The 22,438-nt window shown below is 71.6% G+C and carries 18 protein-coding genes and 1 tRNA gene; 7 read left to right on the top strand and 12 right to left on the bottom strand.

The genetic code is table 11. The features are described from left to right. Nucleotides 1–115: 115 nt before the first annotated feature. On the bottom strand, nucleotides 116–991 hold the full coding sequence (locus ACETWP_RS13250) for a metal-dependent hydrolase (protein WP_373972722.1): 876 nt from the start codon (nucleotides 989–991) through the stop codon (nucleotides 116–118). A gap of 112 nt (nucleotides 992–1,103) precedes the next feature. Here ACETWP_RS13250 and ACETWP_RS13245 point away from each other — a divergent pair, with 112 nt between their 5' ends. Together ACETWP_RS13245 and ACETWP_RS13240 are read left to right on the top strand one after the other, a co-directional pair. Continuing rightward, nucleotides 1,104–1,601 carry a GNAT family N-acetyltransferase gene (locus ACETWP_RS13245; protein WP_373972721.1) on the top strand — a complete coding sequence of 166 codons (498 nt, stop codon included), beginning with the start codon at nucleotides 1,104–1,106 and terminating at the stop codon, nucleotides 1,599–1,601. Next, on the top strand, nucleotides 1,598–2,917 hold the full coding sequence (locus tag ACETWP_RS13240; protein ID WP_373972720.1) for an alpha/beta fold hydrolase: 1,320 nt from the start codon (nucleotides 1,598–1,600) through the stop codon (nucleotides 2,915–2,917). Before ACETWP_RS13245 ends, ACETWP_RS13240 begins: the two co-directional genes overlap by 4 nt. On the opposite strand, the gene ACETWP_RS13235 is transcribed toward ACETWP_RS13240, so the two are convergent. The 4 genes from ACETWP_RS13235 to coaE form a co-directional block, all read right to left on the bottom strand. After that, entirely contained in the window at nucleotides 2,914–4,251 is a 1,338-nt protein-coding gene (locus tag ACETWP_RS13235; RefSeq protein ID WP_373972719.1) for an MFS transporter, read from the bottom strand. The genes ACETWP_RS13240 and ACETWP_RS13235 overlap by 4 nt on opposite strands. A gap of 40 nt (nucleotides 4,252–4,291) precedes the next feature. Beyond that, nucleotides 4,292–5,326, bottom strand: coding sequence for a TerC family protein (locus ACETWP_RS13230; protein ID WP_373972718.1), 1,035 nt, complete (start codon nucleotides 5,324–5,326; stop codon nucleotides 4,292–4,294). A 305-nt stretch (nucleotides 5,327–5,631) separates the two neighbouring features. Next, entirely contained in the window at nucleotides 5,632–7,734 is a 2,103-nt protein-coding gene (gene uvrB, locus ACETWP_RS13225) for an excinuclease ABC subunit UvrB (RefSeq protein ID WP_373972717.1), read from the bottom strand. A gap of 66 nt (nucleotides 7,735–7,800) precedes the next feature. After that, complete coding sequence (gene coaE, locus ACETWP_RS13220; RefSeq protein WP_373972716.1) at nucleotides 7,801–8,433, bottom strand: dephospho-CoA kinase; 633 nt, start codon at nucleotides 8,431–8,433, stop codon at nucleotides 7,801–7,803. Between the two features lie 114 nt (nucleotides 8,434–8,547). On the opposite strand from coaE, the gene ACETWP_RS13215 reads away from it, so the two are divergent. From ACETWP_RS13215 to ACETWP_RS13205, 3 genes are all read left to right on the top strand, one after another. After that, on the top strand, nucleotides 8,548–9,591 hold the full coding sequence (locus ACETWP_RS13215; protein WP_373972715.1) for a macrolide 2'-phosphotransferase: 1,044 nt from the start codon (nucleotides 8,548–8,550) through the stop codon (nucleotides 9,589–9,591). 9 nt (nucleotides 9,592–9,600) lie between these two features. Beyond that, nucleotides 9,601–10,278: a YigZ family protein gene (locus ACETWP_RS13210; protein ID WP_373972714.1), complete on the top strand. Its 678-nt coding sequence runs from the start codon at nucleotides 9,601–9,603 to the stop codon at nucleotides 10,276–10,278. 113 nt (nucleotides 10,279–10,391) lie between these two features. Further along, nucleotides 10,392–11,555, top strand: coding sequence for a class I SAM-dependent methyltransferase (locus tag ACETWP_RS13205; protein WP_373972731.1), 1,164 nt, complete (start codon nucleotides 10,392–10,394; stop codon nucleotides 11,553–11,555). 143 nt (nucleotides 11,556–11,698) lie between these two features. On the opposite strand, the gene rpsA is transcribed toward ACETWP_RS13205, so the two are convergent. From rpsA to polA, 3 genes are all read right to left on the bottom strand, one after another. Beyond that, a complete protein-coding gene (rpsA, locus tag ACETWP_RS13200) occupies nucleotides 11,699–13,165 on the bottom strand; it encodes a 30S ribosomal protein S1 (protein WP_373972713.1) in 1,467 nt (488 codons plus the stop codon). Nucleotides 13,166–13,361: 196 nt separating this feature from the next. Further along, complete coding sequence (locus tag ACETWP_RS13195) at nucleotides 13,362–14,684, bottom strand: GNAT family N-acetyltransferase (protein WP_373972712.1); 1,323 nt, start codon at nucleotides 14,682–14,684, stop codon at nucleotides 13,362–13,364. Between the two features lie 11 nt (nucleotides 14,685–14,695). Then, complete coding sequence (polA, locus tag ACETWP_RS13190) at nucleotides 14,696–17,329, bottom strand: DNA polymerase I (RefSeq protein ID WP_373972730.1); 2,634 nt, start codon at nucleotides 17,327–17,329, stop codon at nucleotides 14,696–14,698. A 238-nt stretch (nucleotides 17,330–17,567) separates the two neighbouring features. Here polA and ACETWP_RS13185 point away from each other — a divergent pair, with 238 nt between their 5' ends. After that, nucleotides 17,568–17,960 carry a hotdog fold thioesterase gene (locus ACETWP_RS13185; protein WP_373972729.1) on the top strand — a complete coding sequence of 131 codons (393 nt, stop codon included), beginning with the start codon at nucleotides 17,568–17,570 and terminating at the stop codon, nucleotides 17,958–17,960. A gap of 67 nt (nucleotides 17,961–18,027) precedes the next feature. On the opposite strand, the gene ACETWP_RS13180 is transcribed toward ACETWP_RS13185, so the two are convergent. Together ACETWP_RS13180 and ACETWP_RS13175 are read right to left on the bottom strand one after the other, a co-directional pair. Continuing rightward, a complete protein-coding gene (locus tag ACETWP_RS13180; protein WP_373972711.1) occupies nucleotides 18,028–18,588 on the bottom strand; it encodes a dihydrofolate reductase family protein in 561 nt (186 codons plus the stop codon). A gap of 117 nt (nucleotides 18,589–18,705) precedes the next feature. Beyond that, nucleotides 18,706–18,786: transfer RNA gene (locus ACETWP_RS13175), tRNA-Leu, on the bottom strand. Between the two features lie 163 nt (nucleotides 18,787–18,949). Here ACETWP_RS13175 and ACETWP_RS13170 point away from each other — a divergent pair. Continuing rightward, nucleotides 18,950–19,552 carry an ANTAR domain-containing response regulator gene (locus ACETWP_RS13170; protein ID WP_373972710.1) on the top strand — a complete coding sequence of 201 codons (603 nt, stop codon included), beginning with the start codon at nucleotides 18,950–18,952 and terminating at the stop codon, nucleotides 19,550–19,552. On the opposite strand, the gene ppsA is transcribed toward ACETWP_RS13170, so the two are convergent. Then, nucleotides 19,553–21,943 carry a phosphoenolpyruvate synthase gene (gene ppsA, locus ACETWP_RS13165; RefSeq protein WP_373972709.1) on the bottom strand — a complete coding sequence of 797 codons (2,391 nt, stop codon included), beginning with the start codon at nucleotides 21,941–21,943 and terminating at the stop codon, nucleotides 19,553–19,555. Between the two features lie 67 nt (nucleotides 21,944–22,010). After that, nucleotides 22,011–22,427: a four-helix bundle copper-binding protein gene (locus ACETWP_RS13160; protein ID WP_373972708.1), complete on the bottom strand. Its 417-nt coding sequence runs from the start codon at nucleotides 22,425–22,427 to the stop codon at nucleotides 22,011–22,013. Nucleotides 22,428–22,438 lie beyond the last annotated feature (11 nt).

The following is a 22,438-nucleotide window of genomic DNA, read 5'->3' as shown; positions in this document are numbered from 1 at the left end:
CGTGGAGGGCAAGTGGGCCCGCACACACACCTGTGGAGGGCAAGTGGGCCCGCGCAGGCCCCCGGCCGCCGGACGGAGGCGGCCTCCAGCTCGCCGGCCGCCATCGCCCGCTGTCCTAAAGCCCGAAGAACCTGCCCAACTCGGTGCCCCCGCCGCGCAGCGCCTCGACCGTCGCGGCGCTGATCCCGGCGAGCGCGTACGCGGCGACGGGAACGGAGAGCAGCCACTCGCGCACGGAGCCGGCATTGCCCAGCACCGGCACGGCGAGGTTGCCGTTGGGTCGCCAGACGTGGCGCAGCACCGGCACGCGGCCGAACCGGCGCGGGCGCCGAATCCTCAGCGGCCAGGTGAGTGCGACACCGCCCGTGGTGATCAGATCCCCCGCCACGTGAACGGCCGCGCCCAGGCCGACCGCCACCGCGAACCACCGCGGATCCTCCGGCGCGAAGAGTGCCACCAGCGCTCCCGCGGCGAGTCCTGCGGCCCAGGGGAATCGGCGCATGGTGTCGGGGATAAAGCGCAGCGCCTTCGCGGCGAACGCCGTCAGCAGGACGGTGGTGGCACCCGCACCGAGGTAGACCGTCCCGAAGCGGGCCGTCTCGAGGGTGACCAACCCCAGAACGCCAGCGATCACGACGGCGGCGACCAGTCCAAACAGCGAGTGCGTCCCCTTGCGGTGCCCGCCCATCGCCGCGCCCAGTCCGGCGCACAGCGCGTTGGACACCGGCGGCAACGCGTGCGCGATCGTGGCGTTGCGGTGGTCCGCGTCAGGCAGCAAGGCGGCCCCGGCGCAGACAAGGGCGCCGGTGAGCACGCCGGCAGGCGTCGCGTCGATCCACCCGAACCCCGCCACGACCAGGGCCGGGAGGGACGCGGCCAGCGCGTCCGGCACCCAAGGGACCTCCGCGGCCAGCGCGGCCACCGGGATCTCGGCCCGGGTGCTCACGGCCACCCAGGCGGCGGCCCCGCACGCGGCGTGGTTCCCACCCATCACGGGGCATCGTCTCCCTCATTCGTCGCGTGCGGGCCCCGCGCGGGACCCCGTTCAGCGTAGGGCGCACACCCCCTCCGCTGGCGGCAACGACACCGGTAGGCTGGGTCACATGAGCAGCATCCGCGACGCACGCCCCGGGGACGTCCCCGCCATCCTCGGACTCATCCGCGACCTCGCCGCCTACGAGCGCGAGCCGGACGCGGTGAAGAACACCGAGGATCTCCTACACAGGCACCTCTTCGGGCCCCATGCCCGCGTCAGCGCCCACGTGGTGGAGGACGTCCTGCCTGGCGCGGACGCACCGTCCGTCGTCGGCACGGCGATCTGGTTCCTGAGCTACTCCACCTGGGAGGGCGTCCACGGGATCCACCTCGAGGACCTCTACGTGCACCCCGGCGCCCGCGGCGCGGGCCACGGGAAGGCGCTGCTGCGGAACCTGGCGCGCATCGCCGTCGAACGCGGCTATGCCCGCGTGGAATGGAGCGTGCTGGACTGGAACGAACCCGCCATCGGCTTCTACGACGCGCTCGGCGCATCGTCGATGGACGGCTGGACGGTACGCCGGCTGGACGGCCGCGCCCTCCTCGAAGTCGGAAGCCCGCGATGAGCGCGGCGGGGCACCGCGTGGCAGCCGTCCATGAGTTCCGCGGCATGAGCGCCACCGAACACTACTTCTCCGTCCCCCTGGACCACGCCGCCCCCAGCAAGGAGACCATCACCGTCTTCGGCCGGGAGATCGTCTCGCTGGAGCACGAGGACCGGGAGCAGCTGCCGTGGCTGCTCTACCTGCAGGGCGGCCCCGGCGGCCAGGGGCCGCGGGTCTCCTCGCTGTCCGGGTGGATGGCGGAGGCAGCCAAGACGTTCCGCATCTTCCTGCTGGACCAGCGGGGGACGGGGCTGAGCACGCCCGCGACGCGGCAGACGCTGCCCCTGCGCGGCGACGCCGCCGCGCAGGCGTCGTACCTCACGCACTTCCGTGCCGACTCGATCGTCCGCGACGCCGAAATCATCCGGGAGGCGCTCGTGGGCGGGCGCTGGAGCACGTTCGGCCAGAGCTACGGCGGCTTCTGCACCCTGACGTACCTCTCCCTGGCGCCGGGCGGGCTCGAACGCTGCCTCGTCACGGGCGGGCTGGGACCGCTGGACGGCGATGCGGACCGTGTCTACCGCGCCACGTATGAGCGCATGGCGGCCCGCAACGCGGAGTACTTCGCCCGCTATCCGGAGGACCGGGTCACACTGACCCGGATCATCATGCACCTGCGGGACACGCCGGAAGAGACGCCCGAGCGGCTCCCGGACGGGCGCGTCGCGACCCCGGGGCTCGTCCAGATGCTCGGACAGTACCTGGGCGGCAATGCGCGGCTCGACCAGCTCCACCACGCCTTCGAGCAGGCCTTCGTGCCGACGCCCGCCGGCCCCGCCCTGTCGGACGCGTTCCTCGCCCTGCTCCAGGGACAGGTCTCCCGCCTCGGCAACCCGCTCTACGCCGCGATGCACGAGTCCATCTACGCCCAGGGCTCCGCCACCGCGTGGTCGGCGTGGCGCATGCTCGAGGAGTTCCCGGCCTTCCATCCCGACTCCCCCGACCCGCTCCTCACCGGCGAGATGGTCTACCCGTGGTACTTCGAGGACGATCCCGCCCTGCGGCCGCTGGAGCAGGTCGCCGAGCTGCTGGCGTTCAAGGACGACTGGCCGGACCTCTACGATCCCGAACGCCTCGGGGAAAACACGGTGCCGGTCGCGGCCGCGGTCTACACCCACGACGTCTACGTGGACGCGGCCCTGAGCCTGGAGACGGCCGCGCGGGTCCGGGGCCTGCGCGTGTGGGAAACCGACCAGTTCCACCACGACGGGATCTCCGACGACGGGGCCGGCATCTTCGCCCGGCTTCTGGGCATGACCGAGCCTGCGGGCGCCTAGGCCGGAGCGGGCTCGCCGCGTCTCGCCCGGACGCGGCGGACCTCGCGCAGGCACCACGCGGCGATGAAGCCGATCACCAGGAGCGCGGCCAGATTCAGGCCGCCGAAGCCCACGAGGGCCAGCACGACGCCGGAGCCCGCGGCCCCCAAGGCTCCGGCGGCCCCCATGAGCGTGTCGGAGAGTCCCTGGACCAGCACCCGGCGCTCCCCCGCCACGCTCTCGGCGACGAAGGCCGACGCCGAGATGACGGCCAGCGACCATCCCACCCCCAACAGGACCAGGCCGACCGTGACGGCGGCCTGCGCGTACTGCCCCAGGGCGGCCGTCAGGACCGCCGCCGCGAGCACCGCCTGGGCGGCGAGCATGACCTGCGGGCGGCCGAGCCTGTCGGCGAGCCAGCCGACGAGCGGGGACAGCGCGTACATGCCCGCGATGTGCAGGGAGATCGTGAACCCGATCAGCACCAGCGTGTCGGGCGAGGTCTCGTGGTGAGCCGCGGCGTGCCCCGCGCCGCCCGACGCCAGCTCCTTGAGGTGCACCGGCGTCATCGACATCACCGCCACCATGACCAGGTGCGCCGCGACGAGCGTCGAGATGCCCAGCCGCGCGCCGGGCGACGCGCGGACGGCCGCGAGGCCCTCACGGAGCCCCGCGCGGGGACGGTGCGTCCGGCCCGGCGCGCCCGTGCCGGTCTGCCGCGCGTAGTGCAGCGGATCGGGTCGCAGCCCGACGTTCAGCACCACGACGGCGAGCAGCAGGCCCGCCAGGGAGAAGAGGAACGGCCCGCTGAGCGGAGGCAGACCCAGGGCGGCACCGATCTCGCTGCCGGGGCCGATCAGGTTGGGGCCGGCGACGGCGCCGATCGTGATGGCCCAGACGACCAGCCCGAGGTCGCGTCCGCGCGTCGCGTCGGCGGCGAGGTCGGTGGCCGCGAAGCGTGCCTGAAGGTTCGCCGCGGTGCCCACACCCAGGAAGGCGGCGCCGAGCAGCAGGACGGCGAAGCTCCCGGTGACGGGCGCCAGCATCATGCCCACGGCGCCCAGCGCCGCGATCAGCAGGCCCGTGGACAGGGCGAAGCGGCGGCCCCGGCGCACGGCCAGGCCAGCGAGCGGGAGCGCCGAGAGCGCCCCGGCGACCGAGATCGCCGTCGTCGCCGCGCCGGCGAAGGCGTTGCTCCCCGTGAGGTCCACGGCCATGAGGGAGCCGATGGCCAGACCCGCGCCGTTGCCCACGCCGCTGAGCAGCTGGCCCAGCGACAGCGAGGCAACAACGCGGCGCTGGTGCGCCGCCCGCAGGGCGGCGGCATCCAGCGCCGCGTCATGTCGTTCAGTCACGCGCCCAGCCTAGCAACGGCCCGGCGCGCCCGCGCGTGGGCTAGTCGACGTCGCTCTTGGCACGCTCGATGTCCTGCGCCAGGCGCGCGTCCATGGCCGCCTTCTTGCCGGCCGGGCTCAGCAGGCTGGCCGCGGTCGCGATGACGATGGTCCCGAGGATGACGATCAGCGAGACGGCGGTGGAGATGTCCGGGACCCACTCGATGTGCTGGCCGCCGTTGATGAACGGCAGCTCGTTCTCGTGCATCGCGTGGAAGATCAGCTTGACGCCGATGAAGGCCAGGATGACGGACAGCCCGTGCTTGAGGTAGATCAGACGGTCCATGAGCCCGCCGAGCAGGAAGTACAGCTGGCGCAGCCCCATCAGGGCGAAGATGTTGGCGGTGAAGACGATGAACGCGCTCTGCGTGAGACCGAAGATCGCCGGGATGGAGTCGACGGCGAAAAGCAGGTCCGTCATGCCGATGGTGATGAAGACCAGGACCATCGGGGTGAACACGCGCCGGCCGTCGACGGTCGTGCGGAGCTTGTTGCCGTCGTAGTGCTCGCTCACCGGCAGGCGCTTGGTCAGGCGGGAGATCAGTCCGGACTCGGAGCCCTCTTCCTCGTCCTCGCCCTTGTCGGTGGCCTGCTTCCAGGCGGTCCAGAGCAGGAAGACGCCGAAGATGTAGAAGACCCAGGTGAAGTGCTCGATGACCGTGGCGCCGACCATGATGAAGATGCCGCGGAGGATCAGCGCGATGATGATGCCGAACATCAGCACCTCCTGCTGGTACTTACGGGGTACCGAGAAGCGCGCCATGATGATGATGAACACGAAGAGGTTGTCCACGCTCAGGCTGTATTCGGTGATCCAGCCGGCCACGAATTCCTGGCCGTAGTCCGGCCCGGCCTGCCAGAACATGAGGCCCGCGAAGACGAGCGCCAGGCTGACGTAGAAGCCGACCCACAGGCCGGCCTCCTTCATGGAGGGCTCGTGGGGGCGCTTGACCACGTACAACAGGTCGAACAGGAGGATGAGGCCCAGGACCACGAACGATATGGTCTGGAATTGGACAGAGAGTTGGTCTGACACGGTGACCTTTCTGGGCGGCGGGCAGCGCCGCGTGGGGGTACATGAGATGACCGCAAGTCTCTCCGCCGCCCGGTGGTCCGGGTCCGGCCACTGCGCCCGGCGGGGCGTCGCTGCCCTGCGTGCTGACGTTCACAGTGTTCGGGATACTCCCCTACGATCCGCCCAGTGTAGCCCAGACAGGGCACGACGGCGGAGCCCGCGACGCCGCGCGGACGCGGCGGGCGAACCGGATCCGTCCGCGCGGCGCGGGTTCGCCGGCATCGCCTGCCCGCGGTGCCCAGTCGCCCGCGATGCCCGGTCGCCCGCTAGGCGTGCCCGGCCTGTTTCATCTGCCGCAGTTCCTTCTTCAGGTCCCCGACCTCGTCGCGCAGACGCGCGGCGAGCTCGAACTGCAGCTCGGCCGCGGCGCCGTGCATCTGCTCGGTCAGCTGCGTGATCAGGTCCACGAGGTCCTCGGCCGGCACCGCGGCGAGCCCGTCGTGGCGGACCGTCGCCTCGGCCTTCTCCTTGGCGCCCTGGTTGCGCCGGGCACCCTTGACGAGCCGGTTGTTGCTGAGCAGCTCCTGCGTGTCGGCGTCCTCCCGCGCGATCTGGTCGGTGATGTCCGCGATCTTCTTGCGCAGGGGCTGCGGATCGACGCCATGCTCCAGGTTGTACGCGACCTGGATCTCGCGCCGGCGGTTGGTCTCCGAGATCGCGTGGGCCATCGAGTCGGTGATCCGGTCCGCGTACATGTGCACCTGTCCCGACACGTTGCGGGCGGCGCGGCCGATCGTCTGGATGAGCGACGTGCCGGAGCGCAGGAAGCCCTCCTTGTCCGCGTCGAGGATCGCGACGAGCGACACCTCGGGGAGGTCCAGGCCCTCGCGGAGCAGGTTGATGCCCACGAGCACGTCGAAGACCCCGAGCCGCAGCTCGCGCAGCAGCTCGACACGGCGCAGGGTGTCCACGTCCGAGTGCAGGTACTCGACCTTCACCCCGTGCTCCGTGAGGTAGCCGGTGAGGTCCTCGGCCATCCGCTTGGTCAGCGTGGTGACGAGCACGCGCTCGTTCTTGTCCGTGCGCTCTCGGATCTCGTCCAGCAGGTCGTCGATCTGGCCCTTGGTCGGCTTGATGACGATCTCGGGGTCCACCAGGCCCGTGGGGCGGATGATCTGCTGGACCACACCGTCGGACTTGCCCAACTCGTACTTGCCCGGGGTGGCCGACAGGTAGACCGTCTGACCGATCCGCTCGAGGAACTCGTCCCACTTCAGGGGGCGGTTGTCCATGGCCGAGGGCAGCCGGAACCCGTGCTCCACGAGCGTCCGCTTGCGGGACATGTCGCCCTCGTACATGGCGCCGATCTGCGGGATGGTCACGTGGGACTCGTCGACGACCAGCAGGAAGTCGTCGGGGAAGTAGTCGATGAGGCAGTGCGGGGCGGTCCCGGGGCCGCGGCCGTCGATGTGCCGCGAGTAGTTCTCGATGCCGTTGCAGAAGCCCATCTGCTGCATCATCTCGAGGTCGTACGTGGTGCGCATGCGCAGGCGCTGCGCCTCGACGAGCTTGTTCTGCCCCTCGAGCTCCTGCAGCCGCACCTGCAACTCGTCCTCGATCGCCGTGATGGCGCGGTTCATGCGCTCGGGCCCGGCCACGTAGTGGCTGGCCGGGAAGACGTACATCTCCGTCTCCTCGCGGATCACCTCGCCCGTGAGCGGGTGCAGCGTGTGGATCTTCTCGATCTCGTCCCCGAAGAACTCGATCCGCAGGGCCTGCTCCTCGTACATCGGGATGATCTCGACGGTGTCGCCGCGGACGCGGAACGTCCCGCGGTGGAAGTCCATGTCGTTGCGCGCGTACTGCATCGAGACGAACTTGCGCAGCAGGTCGTCCCGGTTCATCTCCATGCCCCGCCGGAGGGTCACCATGCCCGCCACGTACTCCTCCGGCGTGCCGAGGCCGTAGATGCAGGAGACCGTCGCGACGACGACGACGTCGCGGCGGGTCAGCAGCGCGTTGGTCGCCGAGTGGCGCAGGCGCTCGACCTCCTCGTTGACCGAGGAGTCCTTCTCGATGAAGGTGTCCGTCTGCGGCACGTACGCCTCGGGCTGGTAGTAGTCGTAGTAGGAGACGAAGTACTCGACGGCGTTGTTGGGCAGCAGTTCGCGGAACTCGTTGGCCAGCTGCGCGGCGAGCGTCTTGTTCTGCACCATGATCAGCGTCGGCCGCTGGACCTGCTCCACGAGCCACGCCGTCGTCGCGCTCTTGCCGGTGCCGGTCGCGCCGAGGAGGACCACGTCCTTCTCGCCGCCGTTGATGCGCTCCGCGAGCTCCTTGATGGCCTGGGGCTGGTCGCCCGCGGGCTGGAATTCGCTGATGACCTCAAACGGCGCGACGACGCGGTTGATCTGTTGGGCAAGGCTCATGGAACTAGGCTACGCCCAGCGGCCCACGCGTTGGGGCACTCCAGCCGTGGGCTTAATCGCCCGGACTCACGCGAGGTCCCCCTCGCGCACCGGCTGCGCGCGGGCCGCCAATGGAGCGATCCGCCCGTCCCACAACCGGTCCACGGCGGCCTCCAGTTCGGCGGTGGTTCCGGAGTTGTCCAGCACGACGTCGGAGACCGCCGCGCGTTCCGCGTCGGACGCCTGGGAGGCGATGCGTGCCTCGGCCTCCTCCGCGCTCATCCCGCGGCTCGCGACCATGCGCCGGATCCGCTCGTCCCTCGGCGCCTGGACGGTCACCACGAGGTCGAAGTTCTTCGCCTGGCCGCTTTCGACGAGCAGGGGGATGTCCTGGACGACGATCGAGCCCGGCTCGGCCCCGGCCCGGCGCCGGGCCGCCGCGGCCCGCACGAGCGGGTGGACGATGCCGTTGAGCAGCGCCAGGGCGTCCGGGTCCCCGAAGACCAGCGCGGCGAGGGCGGGACGGTCCAGCGATCCGGCCGGCCCCACGACGCCGGGGCCGAAGGCCTCGACCACGGCCGCGAGGCCGGGGGTCCCGGGTTCGAGGACCTGCCGGGCCAGCACATCCGCGTCGATCAGCACGGCGCCGCGTTCGGCCAGCCGCCGCGCGACGGCCGATTTCCCCGCGGCGATTCCTCCGGTGAGCCCGATGTTCAGCATGGTCTCAGCGTAGTGGCTCGCCTTCCGCGGCGCCCGTCCGGTGCCCAGGGGGCGGTAGGGTGCACCCAGAGGCACGGACCGGATGGACCACGGAGCTGAGACGGAGAGCCACCCATGACCACACCCCACGACGGCGCTGCCACCGGCCGCGCCGCGGCCGCCGCCCGCGCCACGACTGCCGCGCAAGCCGCCGCCGCCACCGAACCAGCCGCCGCCGCCGCGCAAGCCCCCGCCGCCGAACCAGCCGTCCTCGCGGACGCCGCGCTCGCGGACCGCGCCGCGGTCGCGGACCTCGCAGCCGCCCACGGCCTGGCCCTTGATCCGCGGTCCGTGCGGTTCAACGAGGCCGGGCTGGACTACCGCGTGGCGTTCGCGAACGACGCCGACGGCGCTGCGTGGGTGTTGCGCATGCCGCGGCGCCCCGACGTCGCGTCCAAGGTCGGCGAGGAGGCGGCCATCCTCCGGCACGTGCGGCCGCTGCTGTCGGTGGCCGTGCCCGACTGGCGGATCCAGGGCGAGGACCTCATCGCCTATCCGCTGTTGCCGGGAGCCGTCGGGCTGACCCTGGACGACAACAACGAACCGGTCTGGCACTACGACCGCGAGTCGCCGCGCCATGCCCGTTCCCTCGGCCTGCTCATCGCCGAGCTCCACGGCCTCGACACCGGTACGGCGCGGTCCGCCGGGGTCCCCGGCCAGACGCCGGAGGAGGTGCGGCGGGAGTGGTCGTCGGTTCTCGCGGACGTGCGGGCGGAGTTCGCGGTGGCGCCGGAACTGTCCGCGCGGTATTCGGCCTGGCTGGACGACGACGGCCTGTGGCCCGGAGAGACGGTCTTCACCCACGGGGAGCTGTACCCGGCACACCTGCTGCTGGACGAGGACCAGGACATCGTCTCGGTCCTCGACTGGACGACGGCCCGGGTGGGGGATCCCGCGCTCGATTTCGCCTTCCACCACCAGATCTCGGGCCCGGCCGCCTTCCGAACGGCGGTCGACGCCTACACCGAGGCGACCGGCAGGGCCCTGCCTCGACTCGAGGAGCGCTGCGCCGCCATTTTCTCCGCCGCGCCGCTCACCTACGCCCGCTTTGCGCTGACCACGGGCGTTCCCGAGCACGCCGCCGCCGCGGCCGCACTGCTCAATCCGGCCGGCGGCTAAGCTTGTCCGGTGGATGAAGACGGCAGCATCGCGACCAGCTACACGACCCTCGCCGGAGACCACGTGCGGGAAATCCAGATCCGGCGCTCGCGCTTCATCACCCACCTGCGCCGCTCCGGGACGGAGGACCAGGCGCGCGCCCTGGTCGCCGAGCTCCGCAAGACACATGTCGACGCGCGGCACCACTGCAGCGCGTTCGTGATCGGACCGGACCGTGCCGTCCAGCGCAGCAGCGACGACGGGGAACCGTCGGGAACGGCTGGCGCGCCCATGCTGGAAGCGCTGACGCGTCGGGAAACCGCCCCGGGACGCGCAGACCTCAGCGACGTGGCCGCCGTCGTCGTCCGCTATTTCGGCGGCGTGCTTCTCGGCGCGGGGGGCCTCGTGCGGGCCTACTCCGAGGCGGTGTCCGCCGCCTTGGACGACGCCACCCTGGTGCACCGGCAGCGCATGCGCCTGTTCGGCATCGACGCGGACCACGCCCGGGCCGGGCGGCTGGAGAACGAGTTGCGCGGGTTCGGAACAGAGGTCCTCGGCACCGACTACGGCGCGTCCGCGGCCACGCTGAGGATCGCCGTGCCGGACGACGCGGAAGCGGTCGCCTCCTTCGCCGAGCGGCTGGCGACGCTGACCGCCGGCGCGGCCACCGCCGTGCCCGGCGGCACGCGCTGGGTGGACCTCCCGTGAGCGGCGACGTGCGGCCGCCGGGCGACGCCCCGTCGCCGGGCCGCGCCGTCGAAGCGGGAGCCGTCGACGACGGCGTCGTCGCGGCGGGACCCGTCGCCGGAGGCGCCCTGGACTTGGACGCTCTGGACTTGGGCGCCCTGCGCCGCTGGCCCGACGTCGAGGCGCCGAACCTGCACGCGTACGACGCCGGCGACCGGCTGCTGCTGGAGACCGCCGGCTCGGCGGGCCTCCTGCCCGGGGTCGACGGGCGGGTCGCCATCGTCAACGACCACTACGGGGCCCTCACCCTGGGCGCACTGGCGATGGGCGCCAGCGGTCTGCGGGTCCACCAGGATGCGCTGTCCGGGGAACGCGCGATCGACGCCAACGCGGCCCGGCTCCACCCCGGCCGCCCGGCACCGGGCGTTCCCGGCTACCGCCACGTGCCGCTCGGACCCGCGCTGCTCGAGGGCGCGGCGGCCGTGCTGCTGCAGTTGCCGCGGTCCCTGGACGCGCTCGAGGAGATCGCGGCCCTGGCCGCCGCCCATGCGGCCCCCGACGCGGCCCTGCTGGCCGTCGGCCGGGTCAAGCACATGTCCCGGGCCATGAACTCGGTCCTGGACCGGTACTTCTCGGGCGTCGGCGCCGGGCTGGCGCGCCAGAAGTCCCGGGTCCTCACAGCGCGCCTCCCCCGGTCCGCGGCCGAGCGGCCGGGGCCGCGCTTTCCGCTGGCGGCGTCCCACGACGTCGGCCTCGCGAGGCCGTTGGAACTGCGCGCGCTCGGGGCGACCTTCGGCGGGGCCAAGCTGGACCCCGGCACCCGGTTCCTGCTGCCCCACCTGGCCGGCCTGCGGGACGTCCGCTCCGCCGTCGACCTTGGGTGCGGCAACGGCACCATCGCCGCCTACCTCGCCCTCGCGCGTCCGGGGGTCCGCGTGCTGGCCTGCGACCAGTCGGCGTCCGCCGTGGACTCCGCCCGCGCCACGGCCGCGGCGAACGGCGTCGCCGACCGGGTGGAGGCCATGCGCGACGACGCCCTGTCCGCCGTTCCCGACGGATCGTGCGAGGCCGTGGTGCTCAATCCGCCGTTCCACATGGGCAACACGGTGCACGCCGGCATCGCGCTGAAGCTCATCGCCGACGCGGGGCGGGCGCTGGTCCCGGGCGGGGAGCTGTGGTGCGTCTGGAACTCCCACCTGGGCTACCGGCCCCACCTCCAGCGTCTGGTCGGTCCCACGCGCCAGGTCGCGCGGAACCCCAAGTTCACCGTCACGGTGTCCACGCGGTCCGTGTCCTGACTCCTCCCGGCGGTCCCCCCGCATGCCGGGGACCCCGGCGCCGGCGAGGTGCCGCCCCCAACGACGAGGGTCCCCCCGCCTTGCGGCGGGGAGACCCTCGTGTGCTACCTCAGGCGGCGCGGACGCCGCCGTGGGTGGGCGACTTAGGCGCCGGTGAGCTTCTCGCGCAGTGCGGCGAGAGCCTCGTCGGAGGCCAGGGTGCCGGCCTCCGGGGCCGGAGCCTCGGAGGAGTAGCTCGTCGACGCGGACTCGCCGCCACCCTCGGTGGCTGCGGTGTCCTCGGCCATGTGGCGCGCGACCTGCTTCTTGTGCGCTTCCCAGCGGGCCTGGGCGTCGGCGTACTGCTGCTCCCAGACGGCGCGCTGGCTCTCGAAGCCCTCGAGCCACTCGTTGGTCTCCGGATCGAAGCCCTCGGGGTACTTGTAGTTGCCCTCGTCGTCGTACTCCGCGGCCATGCCGTAGAGTGCCGGGTCGAACTCGGTGCCCTCGGGGTCGACCCCGTCGTTGGCCTGCTTCAGCGAGAGGCTGATGCGGCGACGCTCCAGGTCGATGTCGATGACCTTGACGAACAGCTCGTCGCCCACGGAGACGACCTGCTCGGCCAGCTCGACGTGGCGCACGGCCAGCTCCGAGATGTGCACGAGGCCCTCGATGCCGTCCTCGACGCGCACGAACGCGCCGAACGGAACGAGCTTGGTGACCTTACCCGGGACGACCTGGCCCAGGGCGTGCGTGCGGGCGAAGGTCTGCCACGGATCCTCCTGCGTGGCCTTGAGCGACAGCGAGACGCGCTCGCGGTCCAGGTCCACCTCGAGAACCTCGACGGTGACTTCCTGTCCGACCTCGACAACCTCGTTCGGGTGGTCGATGTGCTTCCAGGACAGCTCGGAGACGTGCACGAGGCCGTCGACGCCGCCCAGGTCCACGAAGGCGCCGAAGTTGACGATCGAGGAGACGACGCCGGGACGGACCTGGCCCTTCTCCAGCTTGTTGAGGAACGTCGAGCGCACCTCGGACTGGGTCTGCTCGAGCCACGCACGGCGGGACAGGACCACGTTGTTGCGGTTCTTGTCCAGCTCGATGATCTTCGCCTCGATCTGCTGGCCGATGTACGGGGCCAGGTCGCGCACGCGGCGCATCTCGACGAGGGACGCCGGGAGGAAGCCGCGCAGGCCGATGTCGAGGATGAGACCACCCTTGACCACCTCGATGACGGTGCCGGTGACGACGCCGTCCTCTTCCTTGATCTTTTCGATGTCGCCCCAGGCGCGCTCGTACTGCGCGCGCTTCTTGGAGAGGATCAGACGGCCTTCCTTGTCCTCCTTGGTGAGGACGAGTGCCTCGACGTTGTCGCCGACGGCGACGACGTCGCCCGGGTCAACGTCGTGCTTGATGGAAAGCTCGCGGGAAGGAATGACACCCTCGGTCTTGTAACCGATGTCGAGCAGAACTTCATCGCGGTCGACCTTGACGACGATGCCCTCGACGAGGTCCCCATCGTTGAAGTACTTGATGGTGGCGTCGACGGCGGCGAGGAAGTCTTCAGCAGTACCGATGTCGTTGATCGCGACCTGAGGGGTACCGGTCTTCTCGTTGGAGGTGATGGTCATGTAGTAGGGGCTCCGATGTGGATAGTCTGTGGTGAGTCGGGCGGCCGGAAGTCCCGGCATTTTCCGACAGGTGAAAACTCTGTGGACGCGTTTCTTCCGCGCGCGGTTGCACGCGGGAGACGCCCGATAAGTCTAACGGCTCAGCCAAGGCCGGTCAAAGGACGCACCGTGCCCGGCGGGAGCCGGAATCCGGGCCTCAGAAGTGGGTGATGCAGTACGGGCGCTCCGCGGTGCCGAAGAGCCGCTGCAACGCCTCCACTCCCGTCCCGTCGACACCGGGCAGGCGCCCCGCGGACGCGAGGGTCCGGGCTCCCGCCCCTCCCAGGTACAGCGACCCGAGGACGTCCACGGCGACGCGGGCGTCGACCGTTGCGTCGTCCCGGAGCCGCTCGACGCCCGCCCGGCCGGCCGCCACGTCCACGCGGAACCGGCCCGCGGCGAGGCCGAGGTCGTCGACGATCTCCAGCGAGACCTCGCCGTCCCGCTCGTACGGCCGCGCGGACAGCGCCGCGACGGGGTCCAGCACCCGCAGCCACAGCACGTCCTCGACGGACTTGACCTCGTAGCCCCGGCCGTCCAGCATGCTCCACGGCAGCGGGTCCTCCACGGGCGCCGCGGGAAACCGCACGCGCTCGACGAGGTCCACCGCGCCGAGGTACCGCCAGAGCTCCACGTAGGCGTCCTGGGAGGCGGCGACCAGGTCCACGATCTTCAGCGTCGGCGGCTTCGTCTCCCACCCGGCGAACTTGTAGCTGGCGTAGCCGTCGGCGCGGCCCTCGGCGTCGTAGTGCACGGCGACGCGCAGGGCCTTGTCGACCTCGGGCTTGTCGCCGCCCCAACGGCCGGAGGCGCGCTTCGCGTAGCCGAACTGGCGCCCCACGGATCCGGTGGTCCGGCCGTGGAAGCGTTCGAAGATCCGCGGGGCCAGCCCGAGCATCGACGCCGGGTCCGCGACCTCGACGCTGCCCGTCGCCGGCGCGCGCAGGCCGAAGCGCTCGCGGACGTCGACCTCGACCTCGCGGGTGAACGTCGCCACCCCGAAGCCGAAGCGGCCGTAGATGGTCGCCTCCGAGGCGGTGAGCGCGGCCATGGCCAGCCCCCGGGACGCGGCCCGGCGGAGGTCCTCGGTCATCATGGCGCGCAGGATGCCGCGGCGGCGGTGCGTCGCCCGGACCGTGACGGCGGTGACCTGGTGCGTGGGCAGCATGCGGCCCGCCCCGACGTTCAGGTCGTTCTCCAGGGTGGCGTAGGTCGCGACGGGGACCTCGGGGTCCCACACGCCGGGGCGCTCGGTGTCGTCGTAGGCTCCCCAGAGCGTGCGCCCGTCCGCCATGTAGGCGCGGGTGAACTCCGCGTCGTGCGCGGGGTCGGCCGCGCCGTCGTGGAATCCGAAGCTCACCGCCTCGAACCAGGCCTGCGTGCGTGCGTCCGGCCGGTCGCCGTCGAGGCCGGCGGGGAAGCGTTCGATACGGATCTCGCCGCGCGTGGCGGTGCGCGGGTCCGGTGTTGTGGTGTCCATGCTTCCCGAGCCTAGTGGCCGGCGGCGTGCCAGTTCGCGCCGGTGCCGACCGACACGTCCAACGGGACGGTCAGCTCCGCGGCCGAACCCATCCACTCGCGCACCATCGCGTCGACGGCCGCCAGCTCGCCGGGCGCGACCTCGAGCACGAGCTCGTCGTGGACCTGGAGCAGCATCCGGGACTGCAGCCCCTGCTCCCGCAGGCCCTCGTCGACCCCCAGCATGGCGCGCTTGATGATGTCGGCCGCGGACCCCTGGATGGGCGCGTTGAGCGCGGCCCGCTCCGCCATGTCGCGCAGCTGCCGGTTGTCGCTGGAGAGATCCGGCAGGTAGCGGCGCCGGCCCTCGATGGTGGACGTGAATCCGTCGATCCGGGCCTGGTCGACGACGGAGCGCAGGTAGTCGCGCACCGCGCCGAAGCGGGTGAAGTAGTTCTTCATCAGCGTGCGCGCCTCGTCGACGGGGATGTTCAGCTGTTTGGACAGGCCGAAGGAGCTCAGGCCGTAGGCCAGCCCGTAGGACATCGCCTTGACCTTCGACCGCATCTGCGGCGTCACGTCCTCCGGCTCGACGCCGAAGACCTGGGCGCCCACGAACCGGTGCAGGTCCTCGCCGTCGCGGAACGCCTGGATCAGGGCCTCGTCGCCGGAAAGGTGGGCCATGATGCGCATCTCGATCTGCGAGTAGTCGGCGGTCAGGAGCGTCTCGTAGCCCTCGCCGACGACGAAGACCTCGCGGATGCGGCGGCCCTCCTCGCTGCGCACGGGGATGTTCTGCAGGTTGGGGTTCAGGGAGGACAGGCGTCCGGTGGCCGCCACGGTCTGGGCGTAGGTCGTGTGGATGCGGCCGTCGTCGGCCACCGACTTCCGCAGGCCCTCGACCGTCTGCCGCAGCTTGGTGGCGTCGCGGTAGGCCATCAGGGAGGCCAGGAACGGGTGCCGGGTCTTTTCGAGCAGGTCCGCCAGCGAGTCGGCGTCCGTGGTGTACCCGGTCTTGATCTTCTTGGTCTTCGGCAGCTCGAGCTCCTCGAAGAGCACGACCTGCAGCTGCTTCGGGGATCCGAGGTTCACCTCGTGCCCGATCGCCGCGTAAGCCTCCGAGGTCGCCCCGTCGATGGTCTTCGTGAAGTCGGACAGCAGCGTGTCCAGCTTCCCCGTGTCGATCGCGATGCCGGTCCGCTCCATGTGCGCGAGGACGACCGACAGCGGGATCTCCATGCCGCGCAGGAGCGTGCCCGCCCCCCGCTCGACGACCTGGCCCGCCAGGTACAGGCTGAGCTCGCGGACCACGTGGGCGGCCCGGGCGGCCGGGGCCGCGGCGTGCGCACCGCCGAGCTCCAGCGGGAGCTGGCCCTCGGCGGACGCCGGCGCCGCGTCGAGCGCGATCCGCAGGTGGTACTGCGCGATGTCCGCGAGCTCGTGGCTGCGGCGGTCGGGCTGGATCAGGTACGCGGAGACCATCGTGTCGTCCACGACGCCGCCGAGCTCGATGCCGCGCTCCAGCAGCAGCTTGTAGCCGGCCTTGAAGTCGTGCAGGGCCTTCTTGTAGTCCGCGGAGTGGAGGACCTTCGCGAGCGCGGTGGCCGTCGCCGCGTCGGACTGCTCCAGGTCGGCGTAGGCCGTGGCGCCCTCGGAGGCGAACGCGACGCCGACCGCGTCCAGCGCGCCGCCGGCGGCGGGCGCGGTGGCCAGGTGGACGCCGATCGTGTGCGCGCCGTGGTCGCCGAACCACGCCTCGACGGACTCCGGCGTCGTCAGCAGGGTGGGTTCCGGCACGTCGGCGGCATCCTCCGTCTCGGCCTCCTCCTCCCCGAAGAGGTCGAAGAGCCGCTTGCGGAGGGTGTTGAACTGCAGGGCGTCGAAGAGCTCCTCGATGGCCTCGCGGTTGGGGTGGTCCAGCTCCAGGGCCTTCAGCGTCACGGGAAGCTCGAGTTCGCGCAGCAGGTGGTTCAGCTCGCGGTTTCGCTTGACGTTGTCGACGTTCTCGCGCAGCGAGTCGCCGACCTTGCCCTTGATCGCGTCGAGGTTCTCGAGGATCCCCTCGAGCCCCCCGTACTGGTTGATCCACTTCGCGGCGGTCTTCGGGCCCACCCCGGGCACGCCCGGCAGGTTGTCGGCGGTCTCGCCGACCAGGGCCGCGAGGTCCGAGTACCGCTCGGGCCGGACGAAGTACTTGGCCTCCACCGCGTCGCCGTCCATCGGCGGGATGTCGGAGACGCCCTTCTTCGGGTAGAGCACCGTGGTCTTGTCGGTGATCAGCTGGAACGCGTCGCGGTCGCCCGAGACCACCAGGACGTCCCATCCGGCGTTTTCGCCGCGCGCGGCCAGCGTGGCGATGATGTCGTCGGCCTCGTACCCGTCGAGCGTGATCGACGGGATGTTCATGGCCTCCATGACCTTCTGGATGAGGTCGATCTGCCCGAAGAACTCCTCGGGGGTCTTGTTCCGGCCGGCCTTGTACTCCGTGTACGCCTCGGAGCGGAACGTGGGCGTGTCCAGGTCGAAGGCCACCCCGACGTGCGTGGGCTTCTGCTGGCGGATCATCGTGAGCAGCATCGAGACGAAGCCGTAGACGGCATTGGTGTGCTGTCCCGTGTCCGTGGAGAAGTTCTCGACCGGGAGCGCGTAGAACGCCCGGAACGCCATGGAATGGCCGTCGATGACGAGAAGTCGCTGGGGCGCGCTGGCTTCGGTTTTGGCTGTTTGGCTCACAGGTGCCAGCCTAGTTGCCATGACTGCGAATTTCACAGGCGGACCCGGCTCCCCCACGACGCCCCGCGACGACGCGCGGACGGACGCGGGGGGCGCGGCGCCGGAGGCGGGCGGCGCGGGACCGGGCGAGCCGTTCGAGGCCCAGCTCGCCGCCCACGGCGTGCCCCGGGAGATGCGCGCGCGGTTCCGCGCGCACGGCGTCGGAACGCTCGTGGAGAAGCTGGGCATCGTGTTCACCGAGCTGACCGCGGACCGCGTCGTCGCGACGATGCCCGTCGAGGGGAACCAGCAGGTCGCCGGCATCCTGCACGGCGGCGCGAGCGTGGCGCTGGCCGAGACGCTGGGGTCCTTCGCCGCCGCCGTCCACGCGGGGGCCGCGAAGCGGCCCGTCGGCGTCGACATCTCGGCGACGCACCACCGACCGGGCCTCTCGGGGCTGGTCACCGGGGTCTGCACGCCGATCCACCTCGGGCGCACCATCACGACGCACGAGATCGTCATCACCAACGAGGACGGCAAGCGGGTGTGCACCTCGCGCATCACCAACATGCTCCTGGACCGCTGACGGGCGCGCACGCCGCGCGTTGCCGACGCGCTCCCGGACGGCTGACGCCCAGAATGCGGGGAGTCCGTCAGGAGTCCGGGCGGGCCGGCGCCGGCCTGACGATGTCGTAGCGCGTCTCGTGGACCCCGCGGCCGTGGTCGGTGTGGGAGATCTCGGCAAGCCGCGCCGTGCCGCGCAGGGCGAAGAGCGGCTTCCCGCCTCCGAGGACCACGGGCACGGTGAAGTGGATCAGCTCGTCGAGGAAGCCCCCGTCCACGAACTGCCCCGCCACGGATCCCCCGCCGACCACCCAGACGTCCTTGCCGCCGGCGTCCTCCGCGATGTCGTCCACCCATTCGGACACGTCGCCGCGGATGAAGGTGAGGTTCGCCCCGGGGAAGGCCGCGAGCTCGCGGTGGGTGAAGACCCAGGTGGGTAGATCGGCGTAGGGCCAGTCCCCGTCGGCGTGGGCCAACAGCCAGCCGTAGGTGTCGGCGCCCATGACGAGCGCGCCCACCTCGGCCAGGAAGGACGACATGGACTCCTCCTGCCCGTCGAATTCGACCTCGAGGAGCCAGTCGAGGTTGTCCCGCTCGTCCGCGATGTAGCCGTCCGCGGACGAGGCAACGTAGTACCGGAAGCGCGCCATGCACCCCATGGTAGGCGGTCGTCCCGCCGTCGTCAGCGGCCGCGGCCACGGATCGGCGGCGACCCCGGTTAGGCCGCCGCGGGCGCCGGTGCGCGGAGCCTGTGGAGGGTGGTGCGGTGCCCGAGGTGGGACTCGAACCCACACGCCTTGCGGCGCCGCATTTTGAGTGCGGTGCGTCTGCCATTCCGCCACTCGGGCCAGCTCTTCCGCGTGCCGCGTCCGCGCGCCGGGACGGGCGTTGGACAGGCGAAGATCACAGCGAAAGCGTTGCGGTAAACCACTGTACATGCCGATAGGCTTGACCCGGAATCCGTTCACCACCCACGCCCGGACGCGCTTCGGGCAGCCAGGAGCACCAGTCATGACGGAAGCAATCGCCGAGGAATCCCCCGTGCCCGCGCGCCGGGTCGTGGTCGCCGAGGACGAGACCCTGATCCGCCTCGACATCGTCGAGATCCTGCGCGGCGAGGGCTACGAGGTGGTGGGCGAGGCGGACAACGGCGAGAAGGCCATCGCGTTGGCCCGCGAGCTGCGCCCGGACCTGGTGCTCATGGACGTCAAGATGCCGGTGATGGACGGCATCACCGCCGCGGAGACCATCGTCAAGGAGCGGATCGCCCCGGTGGTTCTCCTGACCGCCTTCAGCCAGAAGGAACTGGTGGAGCGCGCCCGCGAGGCCGGCGCGATGGCCTACGTCGTCAAGCCGTTCGGCCCGAACGACCTCATCCCGGCCATCGAGATCGCCATGTCCCGCCACGAGGAGGTCATCGCCCTCGAGAAGGAGGTCGGCGACCTGCAGGAGCAGTTCGAGACCCGGAAGCTCGTCGAGCGCGCCAAGAGCGCCCTGACCACCAAGATGGGCCTGTCCGAGCCCGAGGCGTTCCGCTGGATCCAAAAGACCTCGATGGACCGCCGGCTGAGCATGCGCGAGGTGGCGGAGACCATCATCAACCAGGTCAAGTAGTCACCCTCGCCCCGCCGCGCCTTCGGCGGCCGCGATGTGGCGCACGGTCCGCAGGAAGCTGTCGGGGTTCAGGGAGATCGAGTCGATTCCCTCGCCCACGAGGAAGCGTGCGAAGTCGGGGTGGTTGCTGGGGCCCTGCCCGCAGATGCCGATCTTGATGCCCGCGGCGTGGGCCTTGCGGATCGCCTCGGCGATCATGCGCTTCACGGCCTCGTCGCGCTCGTCGAACAGCGCCGCGAGGTCCCCGGCGTCGCGGTCCACGCCCAGGACCAGCTGGGTGAGGTCGTTGGACCCGATGGAGAACCCGTCGAAGCGCCGCGCGAACTCCGTCGCGAGGACGACGTTGGAGGGCACCTCGCACATCATGTAGACCCGCAGCCCGTGCCGGCCCCGCTCCAGGCCGTGCTCGGCCATCACGCCGAGCACGCGGTCCGCCTCCGCCGTCGTGCGGCAGAACGGCACCATGACCACCACGTTGTCGAAGCCCAGCCGCTCCCGGACGGCGCGCAGGGCCCGGCACTCGAGCCCGAACCCCTCGCGGTACCGCGGGTCGTAGTAGCGCGAGGCGCCGCGGAACCCGAGCATCGGGTTCTCCTCGTGCGGCTCGAACGCGGCGCCCCCGAGCAGGTGCGCGTACTCGTTGGTCTTGAAGTCGCTGAGCCGGACGATCGCGGGATGCGGGTGGTAGGCGGCGGCGAGCTTGGCGATGCCGAGTGCCAGCCGCTCCACGAAGTACTCGCGCGGGTCCGCGTAGCCCGCGGTCAGCTCCGCGATGCGCCGCAGGTCCTCGGGGTCGGCGACGCGTTCGGGGTGCACCAGCGCCATGGGGTGGATCTTGATGAGGTTGTTGATGATGAACTCCATGCGCGCCAGCCCGACGCCGGCCGCGGGCAGACGCCACCAGCGGAAGGCCGCCGCGGGGCTGGCGATGTTCACCATGACATCGGTGCGGGTGGCCGGGAGGTCGCCGAGATCGATCTCCTCCGTCTCGAACGCGAGCGCGCCGGCGTAGACGTGCCCCACGTCCCCCTCCGCGCAGGAGAGCGTGACGGTCGACCCGTCGGCGAGGACCCGGGTCGCCGTGCCCGTTCCCACGAGCGCGGGCACCCCCAGCTCACGGCTGACGATGGCCGCGTGGCTAGTCGGTCCGCCGTGCTCGGTGACGATCCCCGCGGCGCGGCGCATCACGGGCACCCAGTCGGGATCGGTCATCTCCGTGACCAGGATGGAGCCGTCGCGGAAGTCCTCGATGTCGCGGGGGTGGCGCACCACGCACACCTGCGCCACGACAATGGCGTCCCCGACCGCGCTGCCCGAGACGAGCCGGTCCCCCGTACCGGTGAGCCGGTGGACCGTGAACCGCAGCCCGTCCCGGCGGGCCTGCACCGTCTCCGGCCTGGCCTGCACCATGAACAGGGCGCCGGTCGTGCCGTCCTTCGCCCACTCCATGTCCATCGGCCGGCCGTAGTGGCGCTCGACGACGACGGCCCAGCGCCCGAGCTCCAGGATCTCGTCGTCGCTCAGCACCGCGGCGCGGCGCTCGGCGTCCGTCGTCTCGACGAGGCGCGTGGCGCCTCCCGCGTCGGCGTCGTAGACCATCTTCACGTTCTTCGCGCCGATCGACCTCTCGAGGATCGGGACCACCCAGGGGCGTCCGAGCAGCGGCTTGAAGACAACGTACTTGTCCGGGTCCACGCTGCCCTGCACCACCGTCTCCCCCAGCCCCCACGCCCCGCTGATCACGGCGGTCCCCGGGAATCCGGTGTCGGGGTCGATCGAGAACATGACGCCCGAGGCGCCGACGTCGGCGCGGACCATCCGCTGGACGCCGATCGAGAGCGCGATGGAGAAGTGGTCGAAGTCCTTGGCCTCGCGGTAGCTGATGGCCCGGTCGGTGAAGAGGGACGCGAAGCAGCGGCGGCACGCGTCGAGGAGGTCGTCCTCGCCACGGACGTTGAGGAACGTCTCCTGCTGTCCGGCGAAGCTGGCGTCCGGCAGGTCCTCCGCGGTCGCGCTGCTGCGCACGGCGACCGGCGGGTCGGGGGCGCCGGCGCGGCGGCCCAGCTCGCGGTACGCGGAGCGGATCGCCCCGGCGGTGGCCTCCGGGAACGTCCCGCCGAGGAACAGGGCGCGGAGGCCCTCGCCCGCGGCGCGCAACGTGGTCGTGCCCGCGCGGTACCCGCCGACGAGGGCGCGCAGCGCGTCCTCGATCCCGTTGTCCGCGACGAACGCGCGGTACGCGTCGGCGGTCGTGGCGAATCCCTCCGGGACCCGCACGCCGGAGGAACCGAGCGCCCGGGTCATCTCCCCCAGCGAGGCGTTCTTGCCTCCGACACGCCCGACGTCGCCCATGCCGACGCCCTCGAACCAGACCACGTGCTCCGGCGCCATGCCGCCACCTCCGCCGTCGTGCGGACGGCACCGGGCGGCGCCGCCGCTGTGTCCCGCCGATCAGGCCTCAGGTGGCCCAGGCGCGGATGAGTTCGGTGCAGGCCCGCTCGCAGCGCAGGCAGGCCTCGGCGCTGAGCACGCAGTGCCGGTACGTCTCCGCGTGGCGGGCGCACACGGCCTCGCACTCGCGCACGGCCTCGGTGCAGGCCTCGACCAGCGCGGCGATGAGCGGCCCCGCCTCGGATCCCGTCCGGGACAGGACCGCGGCGGTGGCCAGGCAGACGTCGGCGCAGTTCTGCTGCACGCGGATGCAGGCGCGCAGGTCCAGGGCCTCGTCCTCCTGCAGGCAGGCGTCCGCGCCCGTCAGGCAGGCCTGGGCGGCGGCGAGGCAGGCCTCGATGCAGGCGCCGTCAGCGAGCCGGTCGTCGGGGTCGCCCTCGGGGGCCGAGGGGTGCGCGGCGAGCACACGGCGGGTCCACGTCATCTGGTCCTCCT

Origin of the sequence: Arthrobacter halodurans (genome assembly GCF_041877255.1) — a bacterium.
In the GTDB taxonomy this organism is placed as follows: domain Bacteria; phylum Actinomycetota; class Actinomycetes; order Actinomycetales; family Micrococcaceae; genus Arthrobacter_N; species Arthrobacter_N halodurans.
The sequence above is the reverse complement of the archived record's forward strand: the minus strand, read 5'-3'. Positions and strand labels throughout refer to the sequence as shown.

Coding starts and splice junctions, on each gene's coding strand:
- ACETWP_RS13250 (WP_373972722.1), bottom strand. CDS start 991: ATGGGTGGGAACCACGCCGCGTGCGGGGCCGCCGCCTGGGTGGCCGTG.
- ACETWP_RS13245 (WP_373972721.1), top strand. CDS start 1,104: ATGAGCAGCATCCGCGACGCACGCCCCGGGGACGTCCCCGCCATCCTC.
- ACETWP_RS13240 (WP_373972720.1), top strand. CDS start 1,598: ATGAGCGCGGCGGGGCACCGCGTGGCAGCCGTCCATGAGTTCCGCGGC.
- uvrB (WP_373972717.1), bottom strand. CDS start 7,734: ATGAGCCTTGCCCAACAGATCAACCGCGTCGTCGCGCCGTTTGAGGTC.
- coaE (WP_373972716.1), bottom strand. CDS start 8,433: ATGCTGAACATCGGGCTCACCGGAGGAATCGCCGCGGGGAAATCGGCC.
- ACETWP_RS13215 (WP_373972715.1), top strand. CDS start 8,548: ATGACCACACCCCACGACGGCGCTGCCACCGGCCGCGCCGCGGCCGCC.
- rpsA (WP_373972713.1), bottom strand. CDS start 13,165: ATGACCATCACCTCCAACGAGAAGACCGGTACCCCTCAGGTCGCGATC.
- ACETWP_RS13195 (WP_373972712.1), bottom strand. CDS start 14,684: ATGGACACCACAACACCGGACCCGCGCACCGCCACGCGCGGCGAGATC.
- polA (WP_373972730.1), bottom strand. CDS start 17,329: ATGGCGTTCCGGGCGTTCTACGCGCTCCCGGTCGAGAACTTCTCCACG.
- ACETWP_RS13185 (WP_373972729.1), top strand. CDS start 17,568: ATGCGCGCGCGGTTCCGCGCGCACGGCGTCGGAACGCTCGTGGAGAAG.
- ACETWP_RS13180 (WP_373972711.1), bottom strand. CDS start 18,588: ATGGCGCGCTTCCGGTACTACGTTGCCTCGTCCGCGGACGGCTACATC.
- ACETWP_RS13170 (WP_373972710.1), top strand. CDS start 18,950: ATGACGGAAGCAATCGCCGAGGAATCCCCCGTGCCCGCGCGCCGGGTC.
- ppsA (WP_373972709.1), bottom strand. CDS start 21,943: ATGGCGCCGGAGCACGTGGTCTGGTTCGAGGGCGTCGGCATGGGCGAC.
- ACETWP_RS13160 (WP_373972708.1), bottom strand. CDS start 22,427: ATGACGTGGACCCGCCGTGTGCTCGCCGCGCACCCCTCGGCCCCCGAG.